We start from the raw sequence: 22,460 nt of genomic DNA, 5'->3' as shown, positions 1-22,460 counted from the left end.
AATAAAATACAGAAAGTCTTGTTTCTTGGCTTTAGCCATGATAAGTTATAAATTCGGCTTACTGCGCATTTTATGGATTGAACTATGGTTGACACGGCATATACAAATTTCCTGAATCAAAAAGAACGATTTTTTGAGAAACAACTGCAAACGACCACTGCAGTGGAAGAGTATATGCGTTATCATCTTAAAAACGAAAGCACCGAACTGGAAGACGATGAGTATGAAGATATTCTCAACTTTCGCTCCATTGCTCCCAACAAAACACTGATAGAGCAGGAACTCTATGACATTCTCGGCAGCATGGATAAAAAGCTCGCAAGGCAGCAGGACAATGTTGAAATATGGATATGGGCTTATCTCTGCTGTTTAATGCTCGAGGAGGTCTATAAGGCTAATGCCTACCATCAGTATTATCGCGACCGTGATAAGGATCTGAAAAACAAGGCTGAGCTCTATGCATTACTTCGCCAACAAATCAAAAATCGGATTGAAAAAAACAATGTAGAAACGCTAAAAGCGCGTGAGTCATTTTTGGCACATCTACTCAAAAAGATTAAGGAAGGTTTGCTTGATCTGGCAGAAACGCCTCTACATTTATCCTTGTTACGTAACAAAATTGCTTACCTGAACGTTTGCCGTCTTTATTGGGCATTTTGTCGCATGACTCTAAGTAGTGGTTTACGATTGGCTCGTGATACCCATGTGCTTGAAAAACTCGATAAACTGGTAGGCCACCACATTGATGCCGAAAAAATAATTCATACTTTTGAATTACCCAATTCAATTTTTCGTGCATTGAGCGTCGGTTTTTTTGCTTCACGTTTTATGCTGGATTCGCTGGCTTTAATTAAACATACTTTCTTCCCCACGGAAGAAGAAAAATCAAGAACCAGAACCGAGAGGTTCATGGATGAACTGTACAAACGTCATTGCAATTTTTTAAATGACATTGTCTGGGCTACCGTAAACGGTATTACCAATTATAACAGCTTTTTCCATATCTCCGCCCCGGCTGCCGGCTGGATCACCGCCGGTTTTCTGGTCTTCGACGTGGCCATGATTATGTGGCGCCGCTTTCTTGCCCATCGGGAATACGATATAAAACGTAAGCAGTATGTGCAGGAGTTAGCTGACATTGAACATCATTTGCAGAGAAAAGGCGATGTTGATGATAAAGAAAGCCGGCAGTTGAAAGCACGTCATGAAGCGGTCCGTGCCCAGCTTCGTGAACTGGATTTAAAATGGGAAGCAGCCAATGCCAAATTCCTATTTAATGCCGCAGCGGCCAGTTTGCTGGTGATGGGATTTTCCGCTGCCCTGCTATTCACGCCCCCTGGAATTATCCTGGCGTCCTATGCGTTATGCGCAGTCGCGGTAGGCATGTATTTATCAGCCGATGCGTTTGGCGAGTATCGTGAAAAGACATTAAGATTACAGGAAGCTGTCGAATTAGCCAGGCAGCATCGTGAGGATCCGTTCGATACTCTGCACGACAAGGATTATTGGGCGGATCAATTGATTCTTGATGAACGGGTCAGACAATTGATTCAGGAACACCAAAACGCCAGGCATGACTTTATTTATACAATGATTAAAAATACAGTAATGCCAGCACTGATTATCGGTACTCTAGCTATTTGCTGGCAAGCCGCTCTGGTGATCATTGCTGCTTATGCTGTTTATGAACTGGTGAACGCCTATCAAAAACATCAACAGAAACAGCCCGCTTTGCCTGAGCCGGAGATCAGCGAAGAGGAAAAATTACTGAAAGATCTGAAAGAGGCACCACTTGAGGAGATGCATCTGGAAACTGCTGAGCCCAATACAAGCTGTTGTTTCTAGACTGACTTTTTTACAGGGCCTAAGTTACGGGTTTTCCATCCTCGCGATCGCATTGTTTCGTGAATAAAGCTAGGTACACAAAAACCGTCTTTGCGAGCGTTAGCGAAGCAATCCAGACCGAAACTTGAATAAAGTGTAGGAACTGGATTGCTTCACTTTGTTCGCAAAGACGACAGGTTGATTGCTTGGTTCTATTTACGCAATAACGTCTTCGCGGGGATGGCAATGAGCAATAGCCCTGTGTGCTACCGTCTTCATGTCTCCGGATACATTGCCTTCACCGCGGCAATATCTTTTTCGCTCAATTTAACTCGTTGACCAATTTCAACATTATCCATCAAAGGAATAATCGTTTTCTCGCCGTTTTTTGAGAAAGCATAAGCGCCATAATGCATAATGGACATATAATCGTACTCCCCAAAATCCTTCCCATCAGTCAATTGCTGGTCAAAATTATAACGGTGGTCTTCATCAATATTTTCCCAGACGATACGGATATAATTAGCACGATCGGCCCTTGATTGCTCATGCCACAAACCGAGAGCATGACCAATTTCGTGGACCGTGTTCATGGTAGTGCAGCGCGGTGATAAATTGATTTCCTGCTTGCCGCCCATTTTACCCACATAGGATGAACAAGTGGTTCCTGCTGCCGGTATAAAAGCGATATAATCTTTATATTCCGCACGGTTTTTGGAGGTGAGCTCAACAAACTCAAGGGCCGTATATTGCTGCCAGTGCGCAATGGCTTGTAGAACCGCTAATTTGTTCATCAAGGGCAAATCTTCTGACATTTCAAAAGGTATCACGCCATGTGCCCAGCGATTGCCACCAATTTTTGGACGAAACACTGCACCTGCTTTATCCAAATCACGGGTTTTGGCAAGTAAAATATCCCCTTCTGCCACTGCAAATTCATTGATTTTCTCATAGACGATGGTTCGACTGCCGAGCACCGGATCGCTAACAATCATGTGGCCAAGACCCGCAGCATTAGCGATGGAAATAATAAAAAGCAAACTCGAAATCCCTATTTTTTTTGTGATGGTCATCATTAAAGTCCTTATTAATAAAACGACACGGGATCTACTATTGCAGAAATTGAAAAAAATTTAAATAAATTGAATCAATAAATTTTTATCTTTATTACAATGAATCATGGCCAGTTGACATAGTCTTTAAAATCCAAATCCGGTCGTAGAATGATCGGGCTTTGTGTATACACTTTTCCTTCCAGCATTCGTTGAATCTGCCTCTCGGAGGGGCTATCCATTTGAATTTTCCACAAGTATTTGCTCAGTCGTACTGCATAAGGATCGGGCGGGGTAATTTCCAGGCCATTTTTGATAATTTCATTACCCACTACAATCGTTTCAATCTGACGCGCCTGGGCAGTGCAGTGCTCCAGACTACACCAGCCGTGCTGGTAATAATGATCACAGCATATAGCGCGGCGCTCACAGCGTCCGCGCTCCAGATATTTTTTATAATAGTCATTCCAGGCGATATCGATTAACTGCCGGTGTTTAAATCCCAGTCGCATGGCATTGACCATCACATGCTCAAGATGCTGGTAATCAATCACGGAACCTGTGATTAAGATATCCACGTCCTGAGTCGGCCAGGATTCAAGTACTGCTCCGCAGAGCCAGTAGTTGTAATGATCGACACCCTCAATCGCAAAAAATTCATCTCGCCAGGCATTTAAAAATTCAGGATCAGGGGGATACCAGGGAGTATTGGTTTCCAATTCGCCACGAATATAACTAAAGGATTGTGCTTTCATACTTAACTAAATAATTTATAATTACCGGCCAGTTGCCCGCAACCGAGTTTATCCTTACTCATCGGCCCAAAGGTATAGACTTTTTTAAGGCCAAAGGATTGAACGCCGGCAGCCAGTGTTTCCAATGCCTGTTGTTTAACCGCAATCAGCTGATTCTGTTCAGCGAATTCAGTGGGATTAAGACAGGAAATTTTAAGTTCAATATTACATCCCAGAATACTGATGACTTTTTCTACCGTCCGTTTTAAATCTTCAAGCGAATTATTATAATTTTCCATCACAATATAATTGATCTTGATTGCGGTATCAGGACGTTTATCCATAAACAGTTGAACATGCTGTAGAACGTCATGCAGATTGTATTTGCTGCACTTACTATAAAGGTATTTTATTTTCTCTTCGTTCCAATGCGGGATTCCGACTTGTAGAGAGCGAAGCGGCAGTTCGGAATCCGCCCAGCGTAATAATGCGCTCGGCAAGGCTCCCATCGTCGACATTTTGAATTGTAAATCGGGATTTTGCTCGAGAAGTCTTGCTGAGGCTTCAATTAGTACATTGGTCATTAAGGTGGGTTCGCCAATTCCTGAATAAAATACGTCTTCGCGAATTCTGTAATCAGGAAAATCCCTGCGGTAAATAGCAATCAAGGTATTAACCTGTTCCACGATTTCCGCGACTGTCAATGCTTTGATCGGTGATAAGGTTCCTGAGGCGCAAAATAAACAGCCTACCGAACAGCCAAAAGAAGTTGAGGGCTCAAAAGCGATATTAAAAGGTTTTCCCTTATCCAGATGTAGATAATAAGAGGCTTCAATAAGCCGGCCAAAACGCTTTGTTTTTAGCACAAAACGTTTGGCAATTTGGGTATTCCAGGCTGACCCTGCAAAAAAATATTCATCATTAATGGTTTCAATGACTTCATAAGCACTATTGGTCCATGTCATAGTCTCTCCTTAAGGGTTACCTATCCTCGTTGCAGGGGTATCCTCGGGTGGAATAGTGCTTATTGCTACCCTTAAGACCATTAAATTGTCAGTGACCTGACCTATAGCCTGTTGTGTTCTGGATGGTGTAATGGCTGTAGTATTTAGAGAGCGTACTGCGAAATCCAGTCTGCTCTGCTCCAGCTCAATGCGCTCATTACCAATATCGATACAAGGCTGCCTCGTTCGGGGTGAGATATCAAGCATCGCGTTTTCTGGCATAGCATCATGGTAGACAATATTCGCTCTGTCGCAGGCATCCCGTAATGACATCCTCTGAAAATTGCTTCTGCTGGTTAAAGCGCTTAACTTTTGTAAGCTATCCAGCAAGAAATGCTGTTGTAACTGATTGAGGGGAAGCGCTCTAAAGAACTGATTGAGCACTTGTATTTTTTCAGGGCCGCTTACGGTTTGCCAGCGCCCGTTTGCATTCCTTCGATTTTTACTGAGAAGTTCAAGATCACCGTTTTCAAGTATGCTCAACTCATAATCAGAGGAAGCCAGGCTATATTTACCGCCTCTGTTAATCCCAATCTCAAAGGGCAGGCCATTGATTGTTCCTATTTCAGCCCAGCTTCCTCGTGGCATATGCCGTGCGCCTTGTTTCATGAATACTTTTAATGACTCAACCACATTGGAACTTAATCCCTGCTCTGTAGTGGCTGAGGGTCTGCTTGAAGGGGGTGGCTGAAAGAATGTCGGTTGATTGGCCACACTGGCAGTGGTTGCAGGCGTTACAGTTGCTGGAGTAGCAGCCGTAGTCGTCGTGGTGGTTGTTGTTGTCGTTGCAGGAATTGCTGCTGTTGGGGCAGGAGCCTGCTGGGGTATCGCTTCCAGTCGTTGTCGATTTTCAGCGCTGACCTCAAAAATATAGCCATTGCCCCCTCCGGCCGGAAAGCGGATTCGGTCCACTGTGATGCCAAGCAGTTCTAAAGCCTTCTGAATTTTTGCGGGATTGCCCCCCTGGTTATTGAGGCTTTGCATAGTTCGATACTCATCTGAGTTTTCCCCAAAGCGAGCTTTCACCGCAAGATACAAGCTGACCGCAGCCTCTGGCTTAAAATAGATGGAATTTTGATAATTTTGGAGAATATTTTGCAGTCTCGCGATTGCCGGAGCCTGAAAATGCACCCGAAATCGGTTTCCTTCCAGAGTATCAATAGAGTCTATGTCTGGAAATCTCAAGAAAGTAAGTATTCGTTCAAGCTCTTGCTGGCTGCTATAGCCTGTGACTGCTTGCGGACCATTTTGATTCACTACCGCAGTATACAGTGCTCTTGCTGTTTCAGGACTTATCTCATGAGATAATGCCAGGCCTTGTGGCAAGGGACGCAGGCGCATATGCGGATTATAGGCGGCATTCAAGCCATCGAGGTTGGCATTGGACGCCATAGCGGCATCCACACTGGCATGCCCTCCTTCGTTTCCAATCATGGCATGCGGATCTGCGCAATTAGTACAAGCGTTAATAAAGCCCTGACGTTCTACGAATACATCGTCAGTTGGAGTTCCACCCCATTGCAATCCAAGCTGGGTGACGACTCTGCCAATCTGCTCAAGCGTGTCTCGATAACCGGGAGGATTCGCAGCACCACCCTGCACATTTCCAGAAAATGGCAATTCCAGGCGGCCAATACGACCGATTGCCGCGGCGCGCTGATTTTCCGGAAGTGCTGCAATCGTTTGCAATGCCTGCAATATTCCCTGCAGCCGGGCATGTTCGAGATAAGGTTTGTCAGCGCCCGGTACTCCATGCGCGAAAAATCCCATACCGGCCTTAAGAAATTTCAAACAGACCAGCTCACCCTGGTTTAGTTCATCTCCCTGTGCCACCACCGCATGCCAGGCCTGCAAAAACTCAGCGGAAATGGCATTCGCTACAAGATTTAAATCAAGTTTACCACTGACTCCATACCAGCTGATCTGTCGATAATTCTCAGGGGCTGCTGGCCGCTGATAACCGTACATATCGCGAAAGCTTTCGGCTTGCCAGTTAGCAAAGCCATTGGGTAAATGCGCATCTGCAGGATTATCAGGATAGAAAAACATTCCGCCGGTGTTGCGAAAATCTGACTGCCATTGCAAGCCGGCCTGATCCACCACAATCATTCGTCTGGGGCTTGGGTAGGTGTGGATGGGATTGCCGTGAGGATAGCCGCCGTAGGCATTAACCTGAACAATCCCGGCACCATTAGTCGCTTTAACCAGACAGCGGAGCCTGGCAATCTTGTTATCACTCAATTTTCCCTGATAAAGGCCGGTATTCATGATCCCGGTTACATTGCTTCTTTCGTTCCGAGCCAGAATCTGCAGGTGTCTTGCGGTTAACTCATCGGCATTGCTGGGCAGGGTTTCTACCTGATGGGTATAAGGATTGTTAAAACTGCAGCCAAGAATGGGTTCGCCGCGCAGCAGATTTCTAAATGCTTGCAAGACAGGTTCAGGACAGTTTAAATCCATTCGACTGGCATTTGCGGGCAGGTTGGTTGCGTGAAAAGACGCGACAGGTTCTATGCTGATTTGATTCACAGGTGCTGGCGCTGCTGCTGGCGGCAGAACCGGCTCTGTTCTTGCTGCCGGTGGATTGACAGGGGGTTGTGCAACCGGCGCATTGGTTACCGGCGTCATCGGTAAAGGTATCGTAGCCGCTCTATAAGCTTGTCCTCGTCCCCTTGAACCTCTGCCGCCGCCGCCAGTCAGACTGAGATTACTGCTCATAAGCATACGCAGTCTTTCTCTGGCAAGGGGGGAAAGATGGATATCATAGCCATTGTTTCCGTGAAAGCCGATCAAGCCGTGCGAAATTTCCAGAATGTCCAGGGTCTGGCGTATTTTATCAGGCGAAGGATTATTAGTCAGCGACGCGATTTCATTGCCGCGTCCCTGACTGTTGACCATTTGATAGAGTAATCCTGCTATATCAGGTGTCAAATGGAAGATGGTTTGCTGCTGCTGGATATTTTCAATAAGCTGTAAGTTTCGCTGCGGATTGGCAATCTGCAGAATATACCCGTCAACTCCCCCTGCAGGAAAATCTATTTCCGGCTCATCATGCTCATTTGTAACGAGATTAATATCCAGTAAACTTAAGGCCTTGATCATTTTAGCGGGCAGTACTCCCTCGTTATTCAATGCCTGCATCTCCTGGTACTGGGCTGAGTTTTCACCATAGCGCTCCTTCACCTGCAAATAGAAATTGCGGGCCATTTCCGGAGTGATATAAATTTTATCGGAATAATTGTTTAGCATAGCGACTAAATTATCATAGGCTTCTCCGCGCACAGTGACCGAGAATCCGTTTTGAATGTTAAACCCTATGTTTAACTGATCGCCGATCCCTAAGGCCGTCAATATTTGACGGAGTTCGGTTGTAGTGGCATAACCAGTAACGGCGCGAGGGCCGCGACTCTTGACTACTGCGGTATAGAGTGCCCTGGCTTGCTCATTGCTAATATTAATCTGTTGCAAGGCACCAAGAAATTTCGCATTAAAAGCAGTTTGCGTCACTGGATCAGTAATATGGCTTCCGATCATATTCTGCAGACGGGCCCAATTAGGAGAACGTTTGAGTGCCTGTACGGTTTCAGCACTTAAGGTTTCGAAAACTTTGGGGCCTGGCTGAAGCTGACCTTCATTTCTGACTGCTGTTCTTGCCAGAAGAATCGCTGACAGCGCCTCATGATTATCGGTATTGGCAATAAGCTCAAGCAAATAGCCTGGCAGGCGGGTTTCGTCAATAGTATAACTGGCCAATGTACTCGGATTGGTATGATTTAATTTGCCATTGACTGACTGATAATCGGCTCGCGCCTGATCAAAATACGCAAGATCTGCCTGAGATACAGTATTCCTGAAGCCAGAGTTGATTACTTCCGCAAAGTCCACACAAATAGCCCCCTGATGAACAACAAATTTACCCGGTTTATCCACCCAAATAGTGAACTCATCAAAATGCGGTGAATCTTTGATTGTGGCCCAGTCGCTGCGGAAATAATCAACAATCTCTTTTTGATCTGCGGTATTTAGTGCCCTGCTTAATCCAAAGGCCTGTCGGTTGTGATTGATGAATTCGAGGACTGCTTGCTCAATACTACCGCCCTGTGCCAGGGTGCCGGTGACGCTGGTAATCAGGGTATTTCTCAATGTGCTGTTTTCATCCAGAACCTGGCCAAAATTGCGTTGGGACAAGTCTTTACTGCGGGCATATATATTTACCTCAGCCAACAAAAACTGAAGCATAATCGCCAGCGTTTCTTTCTTTTTACCAGCAGTCAGATTGGGATTATTAACACTTTGAAAGGGAGAAATTGGCAGGGTGCTCCAGAGTTCAAGCGCGCAAGTGTCTAGCCAGGCTTCCACGGTATCCCGGAAGCTAGGATTGTCTTCCAGATGAATGTTTGTCAGCATTTGAGGAGTAATGGGAGCCCCTGTCGGGCTTGAAGAAAAATCAACATCCAGGCCGGTTTTTTCTTTCATGACCGATGTAAGTATTGCTTGTATTTCGGGGAAGCCAGGATCCCTCCCCTGTTGGGTTCTGAATGCCTCAAGTTGCCTGACGGCAGCTCTGATTACCTGTTCTTTGGGGGATTGGCTGCCGAAAACTAAATTATTAAAGCCGAGCATCATGGCGCCATAGAAACGGTCGTTTCGCGTTCTATCCACAGTGAATACTCGGTTTTTGGTGTAAAGATAACCATCAGTAACCGGGGGCATCAGCATGCTGTAAACGTTACTGCCTTCCATTAAACGGGCTACTGAAGGAGGATAATCAGGGTACACATGATTGAGTTGGCTGATTTCAGGCGTATTTTGAATTACCCTTAATGCCGCTATAATTTTCTCAATTTGTTGAAGCCGGGATTGTTTTTGCTCCCTGATACTTCGCCGTTCCTGGTCTTGCGGGCTAATGGATGCAATATCCTGTTGCAGGGCCCGGCGATACAATTCCATTTCCTGAAGGGCCCCGGCATGTTCTCCAGCGTTTTTTCCAAAAAAAGTTTTCATCGCCATCATGGTCTGACAAGTGTTGTCAGTTCCAGCCCGCTCTCCGCCGACAGCCGGCACCAGGAGATGGATGATATTAGTAACAGGATTGACGAAGAACCAGCGGGCCGACGTGGGCTCATTGAAAAGGATATCCATTTCTGAATCCTTATGCAGAATTATTGTGCAGGTATGTAAATATATCTAACATGATATGTATTTTTTGATCAAAAAACAAGTCTATTGTGCGGCGTGGTAAAAAATATTACAGGGGCGCTTATTGCAAGCGAAGCGCTAATTGATACAGCTCGTTCTTTGATGTTTTACTGATACGGGATGCAATCTTAACCGCCTGTTTTAGGGGGAGTTCCTCAAGCAGAATGGTCAGCAGTTGGGTATCGTCTGTCGTTTTCTCTTGCGAAAGCGGGGGAAATAAAAGTACAAATTCGCCTTTGCTGCGTCCAGACTCGCTCTGTAGCCAGGCAATAATCTGTTGTGCAGAACCCTGCTCAAAATGCTCATAGGTTTTAGTGAGTTCTTTTGCTAAAACCAGACGGTAATCAGAACCATAAATTTCAGCGATATCATGCAGACTATCGATTATACGATGAGTCGACTCATACACAACCAGCGTTTCAGAACGCATTTTCATCTCTTCCAGCCTGTCTTTCCTGGCTTTGCTTTTAGCGGGCAAAAAACCCAGAAAACTGAAGGTGTCGCAGGGTATTCCCGAAGCAGAAAGCGCAGTAATCAAGGCACAACAACCGGGAACGGGAACGACCGGAATCAGTTGTTCACGCAGCAGGCGTACCAGAACAAAACCGGGATCACTAATAAGAGGTGTTCCCGCATCGCTGATTAAGGCATAGGACTTGCCCGACTGAAGCTTGGCAAGCACCTGCTCTGCTTTTGAGCTTTCATTATGTTCATGCAGGGAAATCAGTGGTTTTTCAATGCCCAATGCATGACAGAGCTGCCCCGAATGCCGCGTATCTTCCGCCAGAATGCCATCGACTTGTTTAAGTGTTTCCAGAGCGCGCAAACTAATATCCTGTAAATTGCCAATGGGTGTAGCAACAATATAAAGGGTACCGGGAACAGTTGCCGAAGAATTTGTCATGGTTTATCCTATGTGGTTCCAGCGTTGTGGACTCATTTTCATGCTCGTTAAATCTCGTTTAGCCAAATTATCGATATTGACTGCTTCAGTATTGTTATTAACCCACTGTACCAAGGCAGCGATCGAAAACCGCCCAATGGTCCACCAGTCCGAAGCTCCCTCTCCTTTCAGTATGCCTGCCGAAGCCTACCTGGCCATGGCAAATAATCAGTCAGGGGATGAGCGAAATGGTCTGCTCATTCTGGCCGCCGGCCGATATTTGAATGATGGCCAGTGGCGCGATGCTAATGATATCTTAACACAGTTAGAGGGGCTTAATGCAGCACAAACCAGTGAAAAGAATATCCTGCTGGCAAAAATTGATCTAATGCGTGATCAGCCCAAATCGGCTATTTCACGATTGGCTTCGATTCAAAAGTCGGATGAAATTCCCGCCTATTTTTTCAGCCAGTACCACGAGGTGTTAGCTAGCGCCTATGAAGCAGGTAATAATTCCGTTTACGCAATTAATGAACGAATTAAACTGGATAAACTTCTGGTTAATGGCAGCGCTGCCGACAATAATCGAAAATTACTCTGGCTGGATTTAACCCGGTTACCGATTGCTGAATTAACTACTCTGGATATGGAGGCCAAAGAGGGTTCGGAACTGAAAGGCTGGTTAAACCTCGCTTTAATTTCAAGACAGCCCGATGGCGGATCAAATCTGGTCTACAGACTGGAAAAATGGCAGGAAGACTACAGTAATCATCCTGCTAACAACCTGCTTCCACCATCACTGGCGGCGATAAAATCCAACTTGCATGATGGACCCCGACAGGTCGCGTTGTTATTACCCCTGTCCGGAGCACTGGCAGGACCAGGTGGTGCCATAAAAGACGGATTTATGTCTGCTCACCATTCAGATACCTCCGGAAAACAAATCAATGTTCAGCTTTATGACACAGCGTCCGCAGATGCGGTCAGTCTCTATCAGCAGGCGATAGAAAATGGCGCTGATTATGTGGTAGGCCCTTTAACTAAAGCGGATGTGGCGCGTGTAGCTGCCATAGAGCATCCTGTACCCACTGTTTTTCTGAATGATACTGATGTTGAGAGTAATCAGAATGCTTATCAATTCGGGCTTTCGCCTGGCAATGAGGCCCGTCAGGTCGCTGTTAAGGCCAGCAAGAAAGGCTTGCGGCGTGCGCTCATCATTGCTCCAGATGGCGCCTGGGGCAAAGAGATTGTCACGGCCTTTGATGCGCAATGGAAGAGCGCTGGGGGTATCGTTGTTGATCAATTGGTTTACGATAATCAGTCTGATCTGAATAAGGGCATTCGCGAGTTGTTGCAGGTTTCTGAAAAGAAAGCCAGCGAGAAGCAATTTAAACCAGGAACGGAGGAAGCCAGGCTTGCCGGTCCAATTCGCCGCCAGGACTTCGATATGATCTTCTTGCTTGCCTATCCTTCCAAGGCTCGCCAGATCATGCCATTACTTAAATATTATTTTGCCGGCGATGTTCCGGTATTCGCCACCTCTTCTGTATATGCCGGCACCCCGAATACGATGCGTGACCGGGATCTCGACGGGATTATTTTCTGCGATATGCCTTGGGTATTTAATCATCAGCTCGCCAGCAAGAACTGGCCGGAACAATATAACAGTTACAACCGCCTGTACGCTATTGGTGCAGATAGTTACACCCTGGGAACACGTTTGAACCAGCTGCAACTGTTTCCGGCAATGGGGATTAATGACAAAGACGGGGTTCTATACCTGAATCGGGCACAGCAGGTGGCCAGAGTGATGGCCTGGGGGCGTTTTAGCGGCGGTGTTGCCCGTTTGACCAGTGAAACCACCTAGATAACGCTATGTCAGTAGAATTTGGGAAGCAAACTGAAAGTCAGGCTATTCAGTTTTTAAAAAAGCAGGGACTGCAATTCATTGAATCGAATTTCAGATGTCGATGGGGTGAAGTGGATGTGATTATGCGTGATGTGTCCACGCTGGTTTTTGTGGAGGTTCGTGCAAGAAGTTCTTCCGACTACGGCGGTGCCATAGCCAGTATCACAGTTGCCAAGCAACGCAAGTTGATAAAAACAGCGAATTATTATTTATTGACCAAAAAACTGCATGACAAATGTGCAGCGCGCTTTGATGTAGTGCTTTTTGAAGGTAAACCTTTACAGATAGAGTGGATAAAAAATGCATTTGATAGTTATTACTAAACTCAAACAAGGAACGTTGTAGTTATGACGCAAATGGAAGAACGAGTAAGACAATTATTTGGTATCAGCATCGAAGCCAAATTGGCTGTGGCCGACAGTCTGTCCTCACTGATTGCAAAAGCCGGCCTGCGTTTGGTGAATTGCCTGTTAAGCGACAATAAGGTACTGATTTGCGGTAATGGCGGTTCAGCTGCTAATGGTCTGCATCTTTCAGCCGCCATGTTAAATCATTTTGATGTCGAGCGCCCCTCGCTGCCTTTTGTCTCCTTAAGCAGTGATGTGGCGGCTGTGACATCGATTGCAAACTACAGTCATTTCGATCAGGTTTTTGCACGGCAAATCTATGCTCTGGGCCAAGAGGGTGATGTATTGCTGGTTTTAACCACCTCGGGAAATTCCAATAGTATTTTACAGGCTGTCAATGCTGCTAATGATCGAGGCATGGACACTATCGCCTTAAATGGCCGTGATGGAGGTCTCCTGGCTAATCATTTGGGGCCTGAAGATATTGAGATCCGGGTTGCCTCAGACAGTGCTGCACGAATAAGAGAAACACACTTGTTTATCCTGCACTGTTTTTGTGATTTAATTGACCAGTCGTTGTTTGGGCAGATGTTGAGGTAAACCATGAAGTTTCGTGCCTTGTGCTTTTTACTGATTAGCGCTTTATTAAGCGGCTGTGTCGCAGCGGTTGTTGCAGGAGCGGCTGCCGGGGCTATTGTCTATGATCGGCGCAGCCTGTCGATGCTTGAGAGTGATGCCCGGATATATCATCTGGTTCATAAGGAAATCGTAACTGATCCGCAGTTTGCTGATTCCCGGATTTCAGTGGTCAGTTTTAACCAGATAGTGTTGCTGGTGGGACAAACGCCAACTGCTTCACTGCGGGTTATGGCAGAAAAGATTGCTCAGAGAACTCCTCATGTGCGGCGGGTTTATGATGAAATCACGCTGGGATACCCATTATCCATGTCGCAGCAAACCCGCGATAGCTGGATGACTAGCCAGGTACGAAGTCGTATGCTTACGCGAAAAAATCTTGAGTCCGGTTCAATTCGGGTTGTTACCGAGAATGCAGTAGTCTATCTGATGGGAATTGTTACTCAGGAGCAGGGCGATTTGGCAGTGGAAGTGGCCAGACAGGTTCCTGGAGTTCAAAAGGTAGTCAAAGTTTTCCAGTACATAACCTAGTATGAGACCAGGGATGGGGCACATCGTAATCATCTTGATGTCATTGCTGCTCGGCGGTTGCCTGGGCAGCGTATGGACTGGCGCTAACCTGATTTATGACAGGCATGATGTATATAAAAAGCTGGATGATTATCAGCTGGCCGCTAACGCCCACCATATCCTGTTTGATGACAGAATCCTGAAGCAACCCGGCTGTTCCCTGGACTTGGCTGTATTAAATGGCGACGTACTGTTAGCAGGTCATGTACCCAGCCAGCATCTGCGCGATGTTGCGGTTCGTCGTTTAAATAGTCTCAGTGGTTATCGCGAATTATTTGATCAGGTCGATGTAAGTCAGAATGCAGGCAGTGGTTTGCAGGATAGCTGGATAACCACAAAAATACGAAGTCAGATTTTTGCAGATGCCTCAATTGATCCCAATGCCTTTAAAATTATTACCTCTGATAGAATCGTATACATTATGGGGGATGTGCGGCCAAGACAGGCTGAGCGGGTTATTGAGATCGCACGTAATACAAGTGATGTCATTCGCGTGGTAAAACTGATGCGCTACTATAATTTGAGCGAAACCCCCGCTCCAAATGGCTAGAAATCTGTGGTCTGCGCAAACACAGACCACAGTGTACCGACCCAAACCAGGAAGTGGCTAACCTGGAGGTTAGCATTAACTTTATCAATGGAATCGACCTTTATCCAGTCGTTTGCGAATTTTTCTTAATTTAAATGCACGCAACAATCCGGTTGACTCATTGTCATCGCTTTCGTCAAGTCCATTAAGAGCCTGCACAGGATGGGATTTGCAGTGTTTTCGATAGGTGAAGTGATTTTTGTTGTGCTTATGATGATGACCATCGTCATAGCGATGGAGCATTTTTTCCCGCATAGTGGCTGCGGTGCCTTGTTGCTTTTCAGACATAAGTAATTCCTTAACTTGTCAAATCAGTTCAGACAGGAATAAAAGCTCCCTAAAAGAAGGGCAGCACTCCTAATTAAAATATAGGCAAAATGATTGAAATAAGCTATTTGGCGCGACGGTGTTCATCAAACTGTGTCATTCCAGGTCGTCTTGAGCGCAGTGAGAGATCTCCGAAGGCTGGTACAAACCAGGATTTGGGAGATCTCTCACTGCGTTCGAGATGACGGCGTGCCGGTGATGATGAGATAGTTTAATGAACCCCTCTCTCTAACTTTATCCCTGAGGGGCGAGAGGATTTATTAGGGAAATGAATGATTGCGTTGCTTATCCAGGTTGATTCCATTATAATCCGCGCCTGGAAAGGTAGGTTATTTTGTGAAACTTGATAATAATGTAAACGGGGTAAAAAAACTTCAGGAAATTCAATTGTTATTGATCCTGATAATTGTTTTCACTGCCTTGTTGGTAAAAGACAGAGAAGCCGGTATTTCTGCTTTTCTGGGTGGAGTGATTGCGTTACTTCCTTCATTATTATTTGCAAAACTGCTTTTTAAATATCGAGGGGCGAGAGCCGCGCGGCAAATAGTGAAAAATTTTTATCTAGGGGAATTTATAAAAATAGGCTCCTCTATATTCCTGTTTGTGCTGGTTTTTAGTACGTATAAAGTGCAACCCCTGGCGTTTTTTTTAACCTATATAGTAGTGGTAATATCGCACTGGTTTTCACCACTGCTTATTGATAATCAACGAAATAGGCCAGAAAGTGACTGAAATGGTATCAAGTACAGATTACATTAAACATCATTTAACATATTTGACCTTCAATGTTAAAGAGATGCAGTTCGGTTCGGGTGGTTTCTGGACCTTGAATTTAGACACACTGTTTTTTTCAATTACACTAGGCAGTCTGGTGCTCCTGATGATGTATTTCGGAGCACGCCGCGTTACTACTGCTGTGCCTGGAAAACTGCAAAACTTTGCCGAACTGATGCTGGACTTTGCAGATAGTCAGGTGAAGGATTGTTTCCATGGCAAAAATAAATTGATCGGGCCTTTGGCGCTGACGATATTTGTCTGGGTATTTCTGATGAACTTCATGGATATCGTTCCAGTGGATGTTCTTCCTGAAGCAGCCAAGCTTATGGGGGTACACTATCTGAAAGTCGTACCGACCAATGATTTAAATCTGACCTTTGGCATGTCGCTGTCAGTATTTATTTTGATACTGTTCTACAGCATCAAAATTAAGGGAATAAAAGGTTTTACCAAAGAATTGGCATTGCAGCCATTCAATAAATGGTACTTCATTCCTGTTAACCTGGTCCTTGAATTGGTTGGCTTAATTGCCAAACCTATTTCTCTGGCATTGCGGTTGTTTGGAAATCTGTATGCTGGCGAATTAATTTTTATTCTAATCGCCCTGCTTACATTAAACTCCATGTCATCTGTCGCCGGAACGGTAACGCTTGGCGCTGCCCAGTTCCTGTTATCATTGGGATGGTCTATTTTTCATATTTTGGTTATTACGTTACAGGCATTTATTTTCATGGTACTGACTATTGTTTATTTAAGTCTTGCCCATGAGGATCACTAGGTTTAACTTTAATCATCGTCCATAAAGGGGATTTTTATGCAAGCAGCAAATTTAATAGCACAAGTTCAGGGTATGACTGTTATTGCAGTAGCCTTGTTAATTGGTTTAGGTGCTCTGGGTACAGCAATTGGTTTCGGATTGCTGGGTGGCAAGTTCCTGGAAGGCTCTGCTCGTCAGCCAGAAATGGTTCCTATGCTTCAGGTTAAAATGTTTATCGTAGCTGGTCTGTTAGATGCGGTAACCATGATTGGTGTTGGTATTGCCCTGTTCTTCACTTTCGCTAATCCATTCTTAAGCAATCTGGGTTCTTGATAACACCGTCTAGGGGCGTGAATGCGCCCTGAACTGTTACAGGGGAGAAACTGCGTTGGAAATTAACTTAACACTAATAATACAAATGCTCGTATTTGCTGCATTTGTATGGTTTACCATGAAATTCGTATGGCCGCCATTAGCGAAAGCAATGGAAGAGCGTCAGGAAAAAATTGCTGATGGTCTTGCAGCAGCCGAGCGTGGACGCAAAGAGCTTGAATTGGCTCAGCACCGTGTGAAAGATGAGCTCAAGCAGGCTAAAGCGCATTCTGCTGAAATAATCGAAAAAGCGACCAAAAGAGCCAGCCAACTTATTGAAGAGGCTAAAGAAGAAGCCAAGCTTGAAGCGCAAAAGCAGGTTAAGTTGGCTCACGAACAGTTACAGCAGGAAATCAATCGCGCCAAAGATGACTTGCGCAAGCAAGTGGCTCAACTGGCTGTTGCCAGTGCGGAAAAAATTCTGCGGAAAACGATTGATGTTCAAGCAAACAGTGCCTTGTTAGATAACCTGATTGAAGAGATTTAACATGCCAGATACTGTAACCCTTGCAAGACCTTATGCCAAAGCCATTTTCGAGCATGCTCTGAATGAAAAGAAGCTGGCGGTGTGGTCTGAATATTTAAATCTATTGGCTTTGCTGGTTATGAATGAGCAAAGCGAACGCTTTATCAATAATCCAGCGACGACTTCTGCTCAGCATAGTCAGTTCCTATCGTCATTGCTTCCTTCCAATGCCGGAGCGGATGCCGATGGGCTGAATAATCTTATCGCGCTTCTGTCAGAGAACAGACGATTAATGCTGTTACCAGATATTATGGTTCTGTTTGAAGCTGAGCGCGCCGAGCATGAGAAGACACTCGAAGTTGAAGTTTTCAGCTATTCCGAGTTATCGGATACTCAGCAGGATAAACTGATTAAGGCTTTGAGTGAGCGTCTGCAGCGTAAAGTCAAGTTGAATATTGTAATTGATAAGTCGCTTATTGGCGGCGCAATTATCAATGCCGGGGATTTGGTAATCGATGGTTCGGTTAGTGGTAGATTGACCACGCTTCGTACCAGCCTTGCCGCATAACAAGAGGAACTATTCATGTCACAAGTTGCACTAAACCCTTCTGAAATTAGTGAATTAATCAGAAAAAAAATTGAACATTTTAATGTGGCGTCCGAAGCCAGAAATGAAGGTACTATCGTTAGTCTGAAAGATGGTATTGTCCGCTTGCATGGCCTTGCTGATGTAATGCAGGGTGAAATGATTGAGTTTCCTGGCGGTGTCTATGGTCTGGCGCTTAACCTTGAGCGCGACTCAGTGGGTGCGGTAATCCTTGGTGATTACTCAAGCCTGTCAGAAGGCCAGAAAGGAAAATGTACTGGTCGAATTCTTGAAGTGCCTGTTGGCAGAAAGCTTTTGGGACGTGTTGTTGACGCCCTGGGTAATCCTATTGACGGTAAAGGTCCAATTGAAGCCGACAAAATGTCTCCTATCGAAAAAGTGGCTCCAGGCGTTATTGCCCGTCAGTCAGTTGATCAGCCTGTACAGACTGGTCTTAAAGCGATTGACGCGATGATCCCTGTTGGACGTGGTCAGCGTGAATTGATCATTGGTGACCGACAAACTGGAAAATCAGCGATTGCCATTGATGCCATTATTAATCAGAAAGGCACTGGCGTTAAATGTATTTATGTCGCAATCGGTCAGAAGGCTTCTTCTGTGTCCGCTATTGTTCGCAAACTTGAAGAGCACGGTGCGCTGGAACACACTATTGTGGTTGTCGCCGGAGCCTCAGATTCTGCAGCGCTGCAGTTTATTGCGCCCTACTCTGGCTGTTCTATGGGTGAATACTTCATGGAGCGTGGCGAAGATGCACTGATTGTCTATGATGATTTAACCAAACAAGCCTGGGCATACCGTCAGATTTCTCTGCTACTGCGTCGTCCACCTGGACGTGAAGCCTATCCTGGGGATATTTTCTATCTGCATTCACGTTTGCTGGAAAGAGCTGCGAGAATTAACGCCGCTGAAGTAGAAAAATTAACGAACGGCGAAGTGAAAGGCAAAACCGGATCACTCACTGCGCTGCCAATTATCGAAACGCAAGCAGGCGACGTATCAGCCTTCGTACCAACCAACGTTATTTCTATTACCGATGGTCAGATCTTCCTGGATGTTGATTTGTTTAACTCCGGCGTACGCCCTGCTATCAACTCCGGTCTGTCTGTTTCTCGGGTGGGTGGTGCTGCTCAAACCAAGATTATGAAGAAACTTGGCGGTGGTACGCGACTGGCTCTAGCCCAGTTCCGGGAGCTGGAAGCATTCTCGCAATTTGCTTCTGACCTGGATGATGCTACACGTAAACAGTTAGAGCGTGGCCAGCGGATCACTGAACTGATGAAGCAGAAACAATATGCGCCATTATCAGTAGCCGAAATGGGACTGTCTCTGTTTATCGTAGAGAAAGGCTATCTCGATGATGTGCCTGTTGTTGAAGTGAATGCCTTTGAAACGGCATTACGCAGCTTTATGCACGGCTCCTATGCCAGCCTGATGAGCAAAATTAATGAATCAGGTGCATACGATAATGACATTGAATCTCAACTGAAACATGCAGTAGAGGAATTCAAACGTACAGGCAGCTGGTAACAGCATACTAGGAATAATTGATTACGCAGGATGGTTAAACCATCCTGATAATTAAAGGCGAAGCAAGATATGGCTGGAGCAAAAGAGATCCGCACAAAAATTGCGAGTGTGAAGAATACACAAAAGATCACTCGTGCTATGGAAATGGTGGCTGCAAGCAAAATGCGTAAAACCCAGGATGCAATGCGAGCCTCAAAACCCTATGCAAGCAAAATTTATAATGTCGTCAAACATATCGCCCGCGCAAACTCTGAGTATCGACATCCTTTTATGACGGTTCGCGACATCAAACGCATCGGCCTTATCGTGATAACTTCCGATCGTGGATTGTGCGGTGGTTTGAATGCCAATCTGTTGCGTGAGACGATCAAAAACATGCGCCAATGGCAGCAGGAAGGTAAAGAGATCAGTCTCTGCGTGATAGGTCGTAAAGGTCAGGCATTTTTCCGACGCGTCGGCGGGCATGTCATAGCAAGTGCCGATCATTTGGGTGATAAACCAGGTGTCAGAGATATCATCGGTGTTGTAAAGATCATGCTGGATGCCTTTTACCAGGGTGAAATTGACGCTTTGCACGTGGTTTATAACGAGTTCGTTAATACCATGACCCAAAAGCCGGTTACCAGACAAATGCTGCCCCTGCCAACTGACGAAAAAGATAGCAGCCAACTGGCACACCATTGGGATTATATCTACGAACCGGATTCCAAAGAATTGCTGGATGCTTTATTAGAGCGCTACAGTGAACTTCAGGTTTATCAGGCAGTGGTGGAAAATATTGCCTGCGAACAGGCGGCTAAAATGATAGCAATGAAAAGTGCCACTGATAATGCTGGTGCTTTGATTAAAGAATTTCAATTGGCATATAACAAAGCTCGACAGGCGGCTATTACGCAGGAATTAGCCGAAATTGTCGGTGGCGCAAGCGCATTATAAGAGGGTTTGAATATGAGTTTAGGAAAGGTAGTTGAAGTAATCGGAGCGGTAGTCGATGTGGAGTTCCCACGTGACAGCGTTCCAAAAGTAAACGATGCACTGCACCTGGTTGAAGGTGATCTGGTGTTTGAAGTGCAGCAGCAGCTGGGCGACGGTGTTGTCCGTACTATCGCCATGGGCAGCACTGACGGTTTAAAGCGCGGCCTTGAAGCTAAAAATACTGGCGAACCGATTCAGGTTCCAGTTGGTAAAAAAACATTGGGCCGAATCATGGACGTTCTGGGACGTCCTGTGGATGAAGCAGGTCCGATTGGTGCTGATGAGCACTGGGCGATTCACCGTAAAGCCCCTTCCTATGAAGAGCAGGCAGGCAGCCAGGAGCTGCTCGAAACCGGTATTAAAGTTATCGATCTGCTTTGTCCTTTCGCGAAGGGAGGAAAGGTTGGACTCTTCGGTGGTGCCGGTGTAGGTAAAACAGTTAATATGATGGAGTTAATCCGTAATATCGCGATTGAGCATAGCGGATACTCAGTATTCGCCGGGGTCGGTGAGCGTACTCGGGAAGGAAACGACTTCTATCATGAAATGAAAGACTCCAACGTACTGGATAAAGTGTCGCTGGTTTACGGACAGATGAATGAGCCGCCAGGAAACCGTCTGCGTGTTGCTCTGACTGGCCTGACAATGGCAGAAAAATTCCGTGATGAAGGAAGAGACGTTCTTTTGTTTATCGATAATATTTATCGTTATACCTTGGCCGGAGTAGAAGTATCAGCCTTGCTGGGTCGTATGCCCTCTGCGGTAGGTTATCAGCCTACACTGGCAGAAGAAATGGGTATGCTTCAAGAGCGTATTACCTCAACCAAAACAGGTTCTATTACCTCTATCCAGGCAGTCTATGTTCCTGCGGACGACCTGACTGACCCATCACCAGCAACTACATTTGCTCACCTTGATGCGACAGTTGTATTGTCCCGCCAGATTGCCGAGCTGGGAATTTACCCTGCGGTAGATCCTCTGGACTCTACCTCACGTCAGCTGGATCCATTAATTGTTGGACAAGAGCATTATGATACCGCTCGACGCGTACAGCAAACGCTGCAGCGTTACAAAGAGCTGAAAGATATTATCGCGATTCTGGGGATGGATGAGTTATCTGAAGAAGATAAACGCGTTGTATCCAGAGCCCGTAAGATTCAGCGTTTTCTGTCTCAGCCCTTCTTCGTTGCCGAGGTATTCACTGGTTCGCCCGGAAAATACGTGTCTCTCAAAGACACCATCAAAGGCTTCCAGGGTATTTTGGCTGGTGAGTATGATGATCTGCCTGAGCAGGCGTTCTATATGGTGGGAAGCATTGAAGAGGCTGTCGCTAAAGCCAAGACACTATGAGGCAGGAAAAAATGGCTATTACAACCCATTTGGATATTGTCAGCGCTGAACGAGAAATTTTCTCGGGCGTTGTGGAGATGGTGGTCGCCACCGGCGAGCTGGGAGAAATCGGTATTACTCCCGGCCATGCTCCATTACTGACAGTACTGAAACCAGGCGAAATTCGGATTACCCATATGGGCGGTACACAGGAGGTGTATTACGTATCGGGTGGCATGCTGGAGGTTCAGCCTTTCTATGTGACCGTACTCGCTGATGAAGTTGAGCGTGCTGAAAGCCTGGACGAAGCGGCGGCTCTTGCTGCTAAAACCAGAGCTGAAGAAGCGATTGCCAATAAAAATGCTGACATTGATTATTCTATGGCAGCTACTGAATTGGCGCGCGCGGTTGCGCAGATTCGTGCTATTCAAAAAGTCAGAAAGAACCTGAAGTAAATTTGAGATCCTCTTTGTATTGTCCTCCCCGCGAAGGCGGGGAGCTGCGTTCACATTTGAAGTGCAACAGTTTGTTAGAAAAAATTTCTGCTGGAGTTTTATACCCTAAACATTTTCTTGG

At 45.7% G+C, this 22,460-nt stretch carries 21 protein-coding genes; 15 read left to right on the top strand and 6 right to left on the bottom strand.

Annotation, left to right across the window (positions count from 1 at the left end):
* The first annotated feature begins 84 nt into the window (after positions 1–84).
* Positions 85–1,845, top strand: coding sequence for a hypothetical protein (locus E1O89_RS06460; RefSeq protein WP_133139450.1), 1,761 nt, complete (start codon positions 85–87; stop codon positions 1,843–1,845).
* 254 nt (positions 1,846–2,099) lie between these two features.
* Here the strand turns inward: E1O89_RS06460 and legP are convergent, their stop codons facing one another.
* The 5 genes from legP to rsmI all read right to left on the bottom strand — a co-directional run bounded on the left by legP (position 2,100) and on the right by rsmI (position 10,717).
* Complete coding sequence (legP, locus tag E1O89_RS06455; RefSeq protein ID WP_133139449.1) at positions 2,100–2,900, bottom strand: Dot/Icm T4SS effector Zinc-dependent metalloprotease LegP; 801 nt, start codon at positions 2,898–2,900, stop codon at positions 2,100–2,102.
* A gap of 101 nt (positions 2,901–3,001) precedes the next feature.
* Positions 3,002–3,631: a hypothetical protein gene (locus tag E1O89_RS06450; protein WP_133139448.1), complete on the bottom strand. Its 630-nt coding sequence runs from the start codon at positions 3,629–3,631 to the stop codon at positions 3,002–3,004.
* 2 nt (positions 3,632–3,633) lie between these two features.
* Complete coding sequence (locus tag E1O89_RS06445) at positions 3,634–4,575, bottom strand: radical SAM protein (RefSeq protein ID WP_133139447.1); 942 nt, start codon at positions 4,573–4,575, stop codon at positions 3,634–3,636.
* Between the two features lie 9 nt (positions 4,576–4,584).
* Entirely contained in the window at positions 4,585–9,756 is a 5,172-nt protein-coding gene (locus E1O89_RS06440) for a hypothetical protein (RefSeq protein ID WP_133139446.1), read from the bottom strand.
* Between the two features lie 118 nt (positions 9,757–9,874).
* On the bottom strand, positions 9,875–10,717 hold the full coding sequence (gene rsmI, locus E1O89_RS06435; protein WP_133139445.1) for a 16S rRNA (cytidine(1402)-2'-O)-methyltransferase: 843 nt from the start codon (positions 10,715–10,717) through the stop codon (positions 9,875–9,877).
* A 40-nt stretch (positions 10,718–10,757) separates the two neighbouring features.
* Between rsmI and E1O89_RS06430 the strand changes: the two genes are divergently transcribed.
* The 5 genes from E1O89_RS06430 to E1O89_RS06410 are packed head-to-tail and all read left to right on the top strand — an operon-like array spanning position 10,758 to position 14,708.
* Positions 10,758–12,563, top strand: coding sequence for a penicillin-binding protein activator (locus E1O89_RS06430; protein ID WP_133139444.1), 1,806 nt, complete (start codon positions 10,758–10,760; stop codon positions 12,561–12,563).
* A gap of 8 nt (positions 12,564–12,571) precedes the next feature.
* Entirely contained in the window at positions 12,572–12,928 is a 357-nt protein-coding gene (locus E1O89_RS06425; RefSeq protein ID WP_133139443.1) for a YraN family protein, read from the top strand.
* 24 nt (positions 12,929–12,952) lie between these two features.
* Positions 12,953–13,552 (top strand): SIS domain-containing protein, encoded by a 600-nt coding sequence (locus E1O89_RS06420; protein ID WP_112218781.1) that lies wholly within the window; start codon positions 12,953–12,955, stop codon positions 13,550–13,552.
* A gap of 3 nt (positions 13,553–13,555) precedes the next feature.
* Positions 13,556–14,119: a BON domain-containing protein gene (locus E1O89_RS06415; RefSeq protein WP_112218780.1), complete on the top strand. Its 564-nt coding sequence runs from the start codon at positions 13,556–13,558 to the stop codon at positions 14,117–14,119.
* Between the two features lie 13 nt (positions 14,120–14,132).
* The gene (locus E1O89_RS06410; protein ID WP_165483083.1) at positions 14,133–14,708 is read left to right on the top strand and encodes a BON domain-containing protein; all 576 of its coding nucleotides are present in this window, start codon (positions 14,133–14,135) and stop codon (positions 14,706–14,708) included.
* 84 nt (positions 14,709–14,792) lie between these two features.
* On the opposite strand, the gene E1O89_RS06405 is transcribed toward E1O89_RS06410, so the two are convergent.
* Positions 14,793–15,035 carry a hypothetical protein gene (locus tag E1O89_RS06405; RefSeq protein WP_112218778.1) on the bottom strand — a complete coding sequence of 81 codons (243 nt, stop codon included), beginning with the start codon at positions 15,033–15,035 and terminating at the stop codon, positions 14,793–14,795.
* 375 nt (positions 15,036–15,410) lie between these two features.
* On the opposite strand from E1O89_RS06405, the gene E1O89_RS06400 reads away from it, so the two are divergent.
* The 9 genes from E1O89_RS06400 (at position 15,411) to E1O89_RS06360 (ending at position 22,339) form a co-directional block, all read left to right on the top strand.
* Entirely contained in the window at positions 15,411–15,806 is a 396-nt protein-coding gene (locus tag E1O89_RS06400) for an ATP synthase subunit I (RefSeq protein WP_133139441.1), read from the top strand.
* A gap of 1 nt (position 15,807) precedes the next feature.
* The gene (atpB, locus tag E1O89_RS06395; RefSeq protein ID WP_112218776.1) at positions 15,808–16,629 is read left to right on the top strand and encodes a F0F1 ATP synthase subunit A; all 822 of its coding nucleotides are present in this window, start codon (positions 15,808–15,810) and stop codon (positions 16,627–16,629) included.
* Between the two features lie 36 nt (positions 16,630–16,665).
* Positions 16,666–16,941 (top strand): F0F1 ATP synthase subunit C, encoded by a 276-nt coding sequence (atpE, locus tag E1O89_RS06390; RefSeq protein ID WP_028385819.1) that lies wholly within the window; start codon positions 16,666–16,668, stop codon positions 16,939–16,941.
* A gap of 55 nt (positions 16,942–16,996) precedes the next feature.
* The gene (locus tag E1O89_RS06385; protein ID WP_133139440.1) at positions 16,997–17,467 is read left to right on the top strand and encodes a F0F1 ATP synthase subunit B; all 471 of its coding nucleotides are present in this window, start codon (positions 16,997–16,999) and stop codon (positions 17,465–17,467) included.
* Between the two features lies 1 nt (position 17,468).
* Positions 17,469–18,014, top strand: coding sequence for a F0F1 ATP synthase subunit delta (locus E1O89_RS06380; protein WP_133139439.1), 546 nt, complete (start codon positions 17,469–17,471; stop codon positions 18,012–18,014).
* Positions 18,015–18,029: 15 nt separating this feature from the next.
* Entirely contained in the window at positions 18,030–19,580 is a 1,551-nt protein-coding gene (gene atpA, locus E1O89_RS06375) for a F0F1 ATP synthase subunit alpha (protein ID WP_112218774.1), read from the top strand.
* A 69-nt stretch (positions 19,581–19,649) separates the two neighbouring features.
* A complete protein-coding gene (gene atpG / locus E1O89_RS06370) occupies positions 19,650–20,516 on the top strand; it encodes a F0F1 ATP synthase subunit gamma (protein WP_112218773.1) in 867 nt (288 codons plus the stop codon).
* Between the two features lie 12 nt (positions 20,517–20,528).
* Positions 20,529–21,905 carry a F0F1 ATP synthase subunit beta gene (gene atpD / locus E1O89_RS06365; RefSeq protein WP_058506944.1) on the top strand — a complete coding sequence of 459 codons (1,377 nt, stop codon included), beginning with the start codon at positions 20,529–20,531 and terminating at the stop codon, positions 21,903–21,905.
* Between the two features lie 11 nt (positions 21,906–21,916).
* A complete protein-coding gene (locus tag E1O89_RS06360) occupies positions 21,917–22,339 on the top strand; it encodes a F0F1 ATP synthase subunit epsilon (protein ID WP_058507309.1) in 423 nt (140 codons plus the stop codon).
* The last annotated feature ends 121 nt before the right edge of the window (positions 22,340–22,460 follow it).

The sequence above is a fragment of the Legionella genomosp. 1 genome (assembly GCF_900640215.1).
GTDB lineage: Bacteria > Pseudomonadota > Gammaproteobacteria > Legionellales > Legionellaceae > Legionella_C > Legionella_C quinlivanii_A.
Note: the sequence above shows the minus strand (reverse complement) of the source record. Positions and strands in the feature narration are given on the sequence as shown.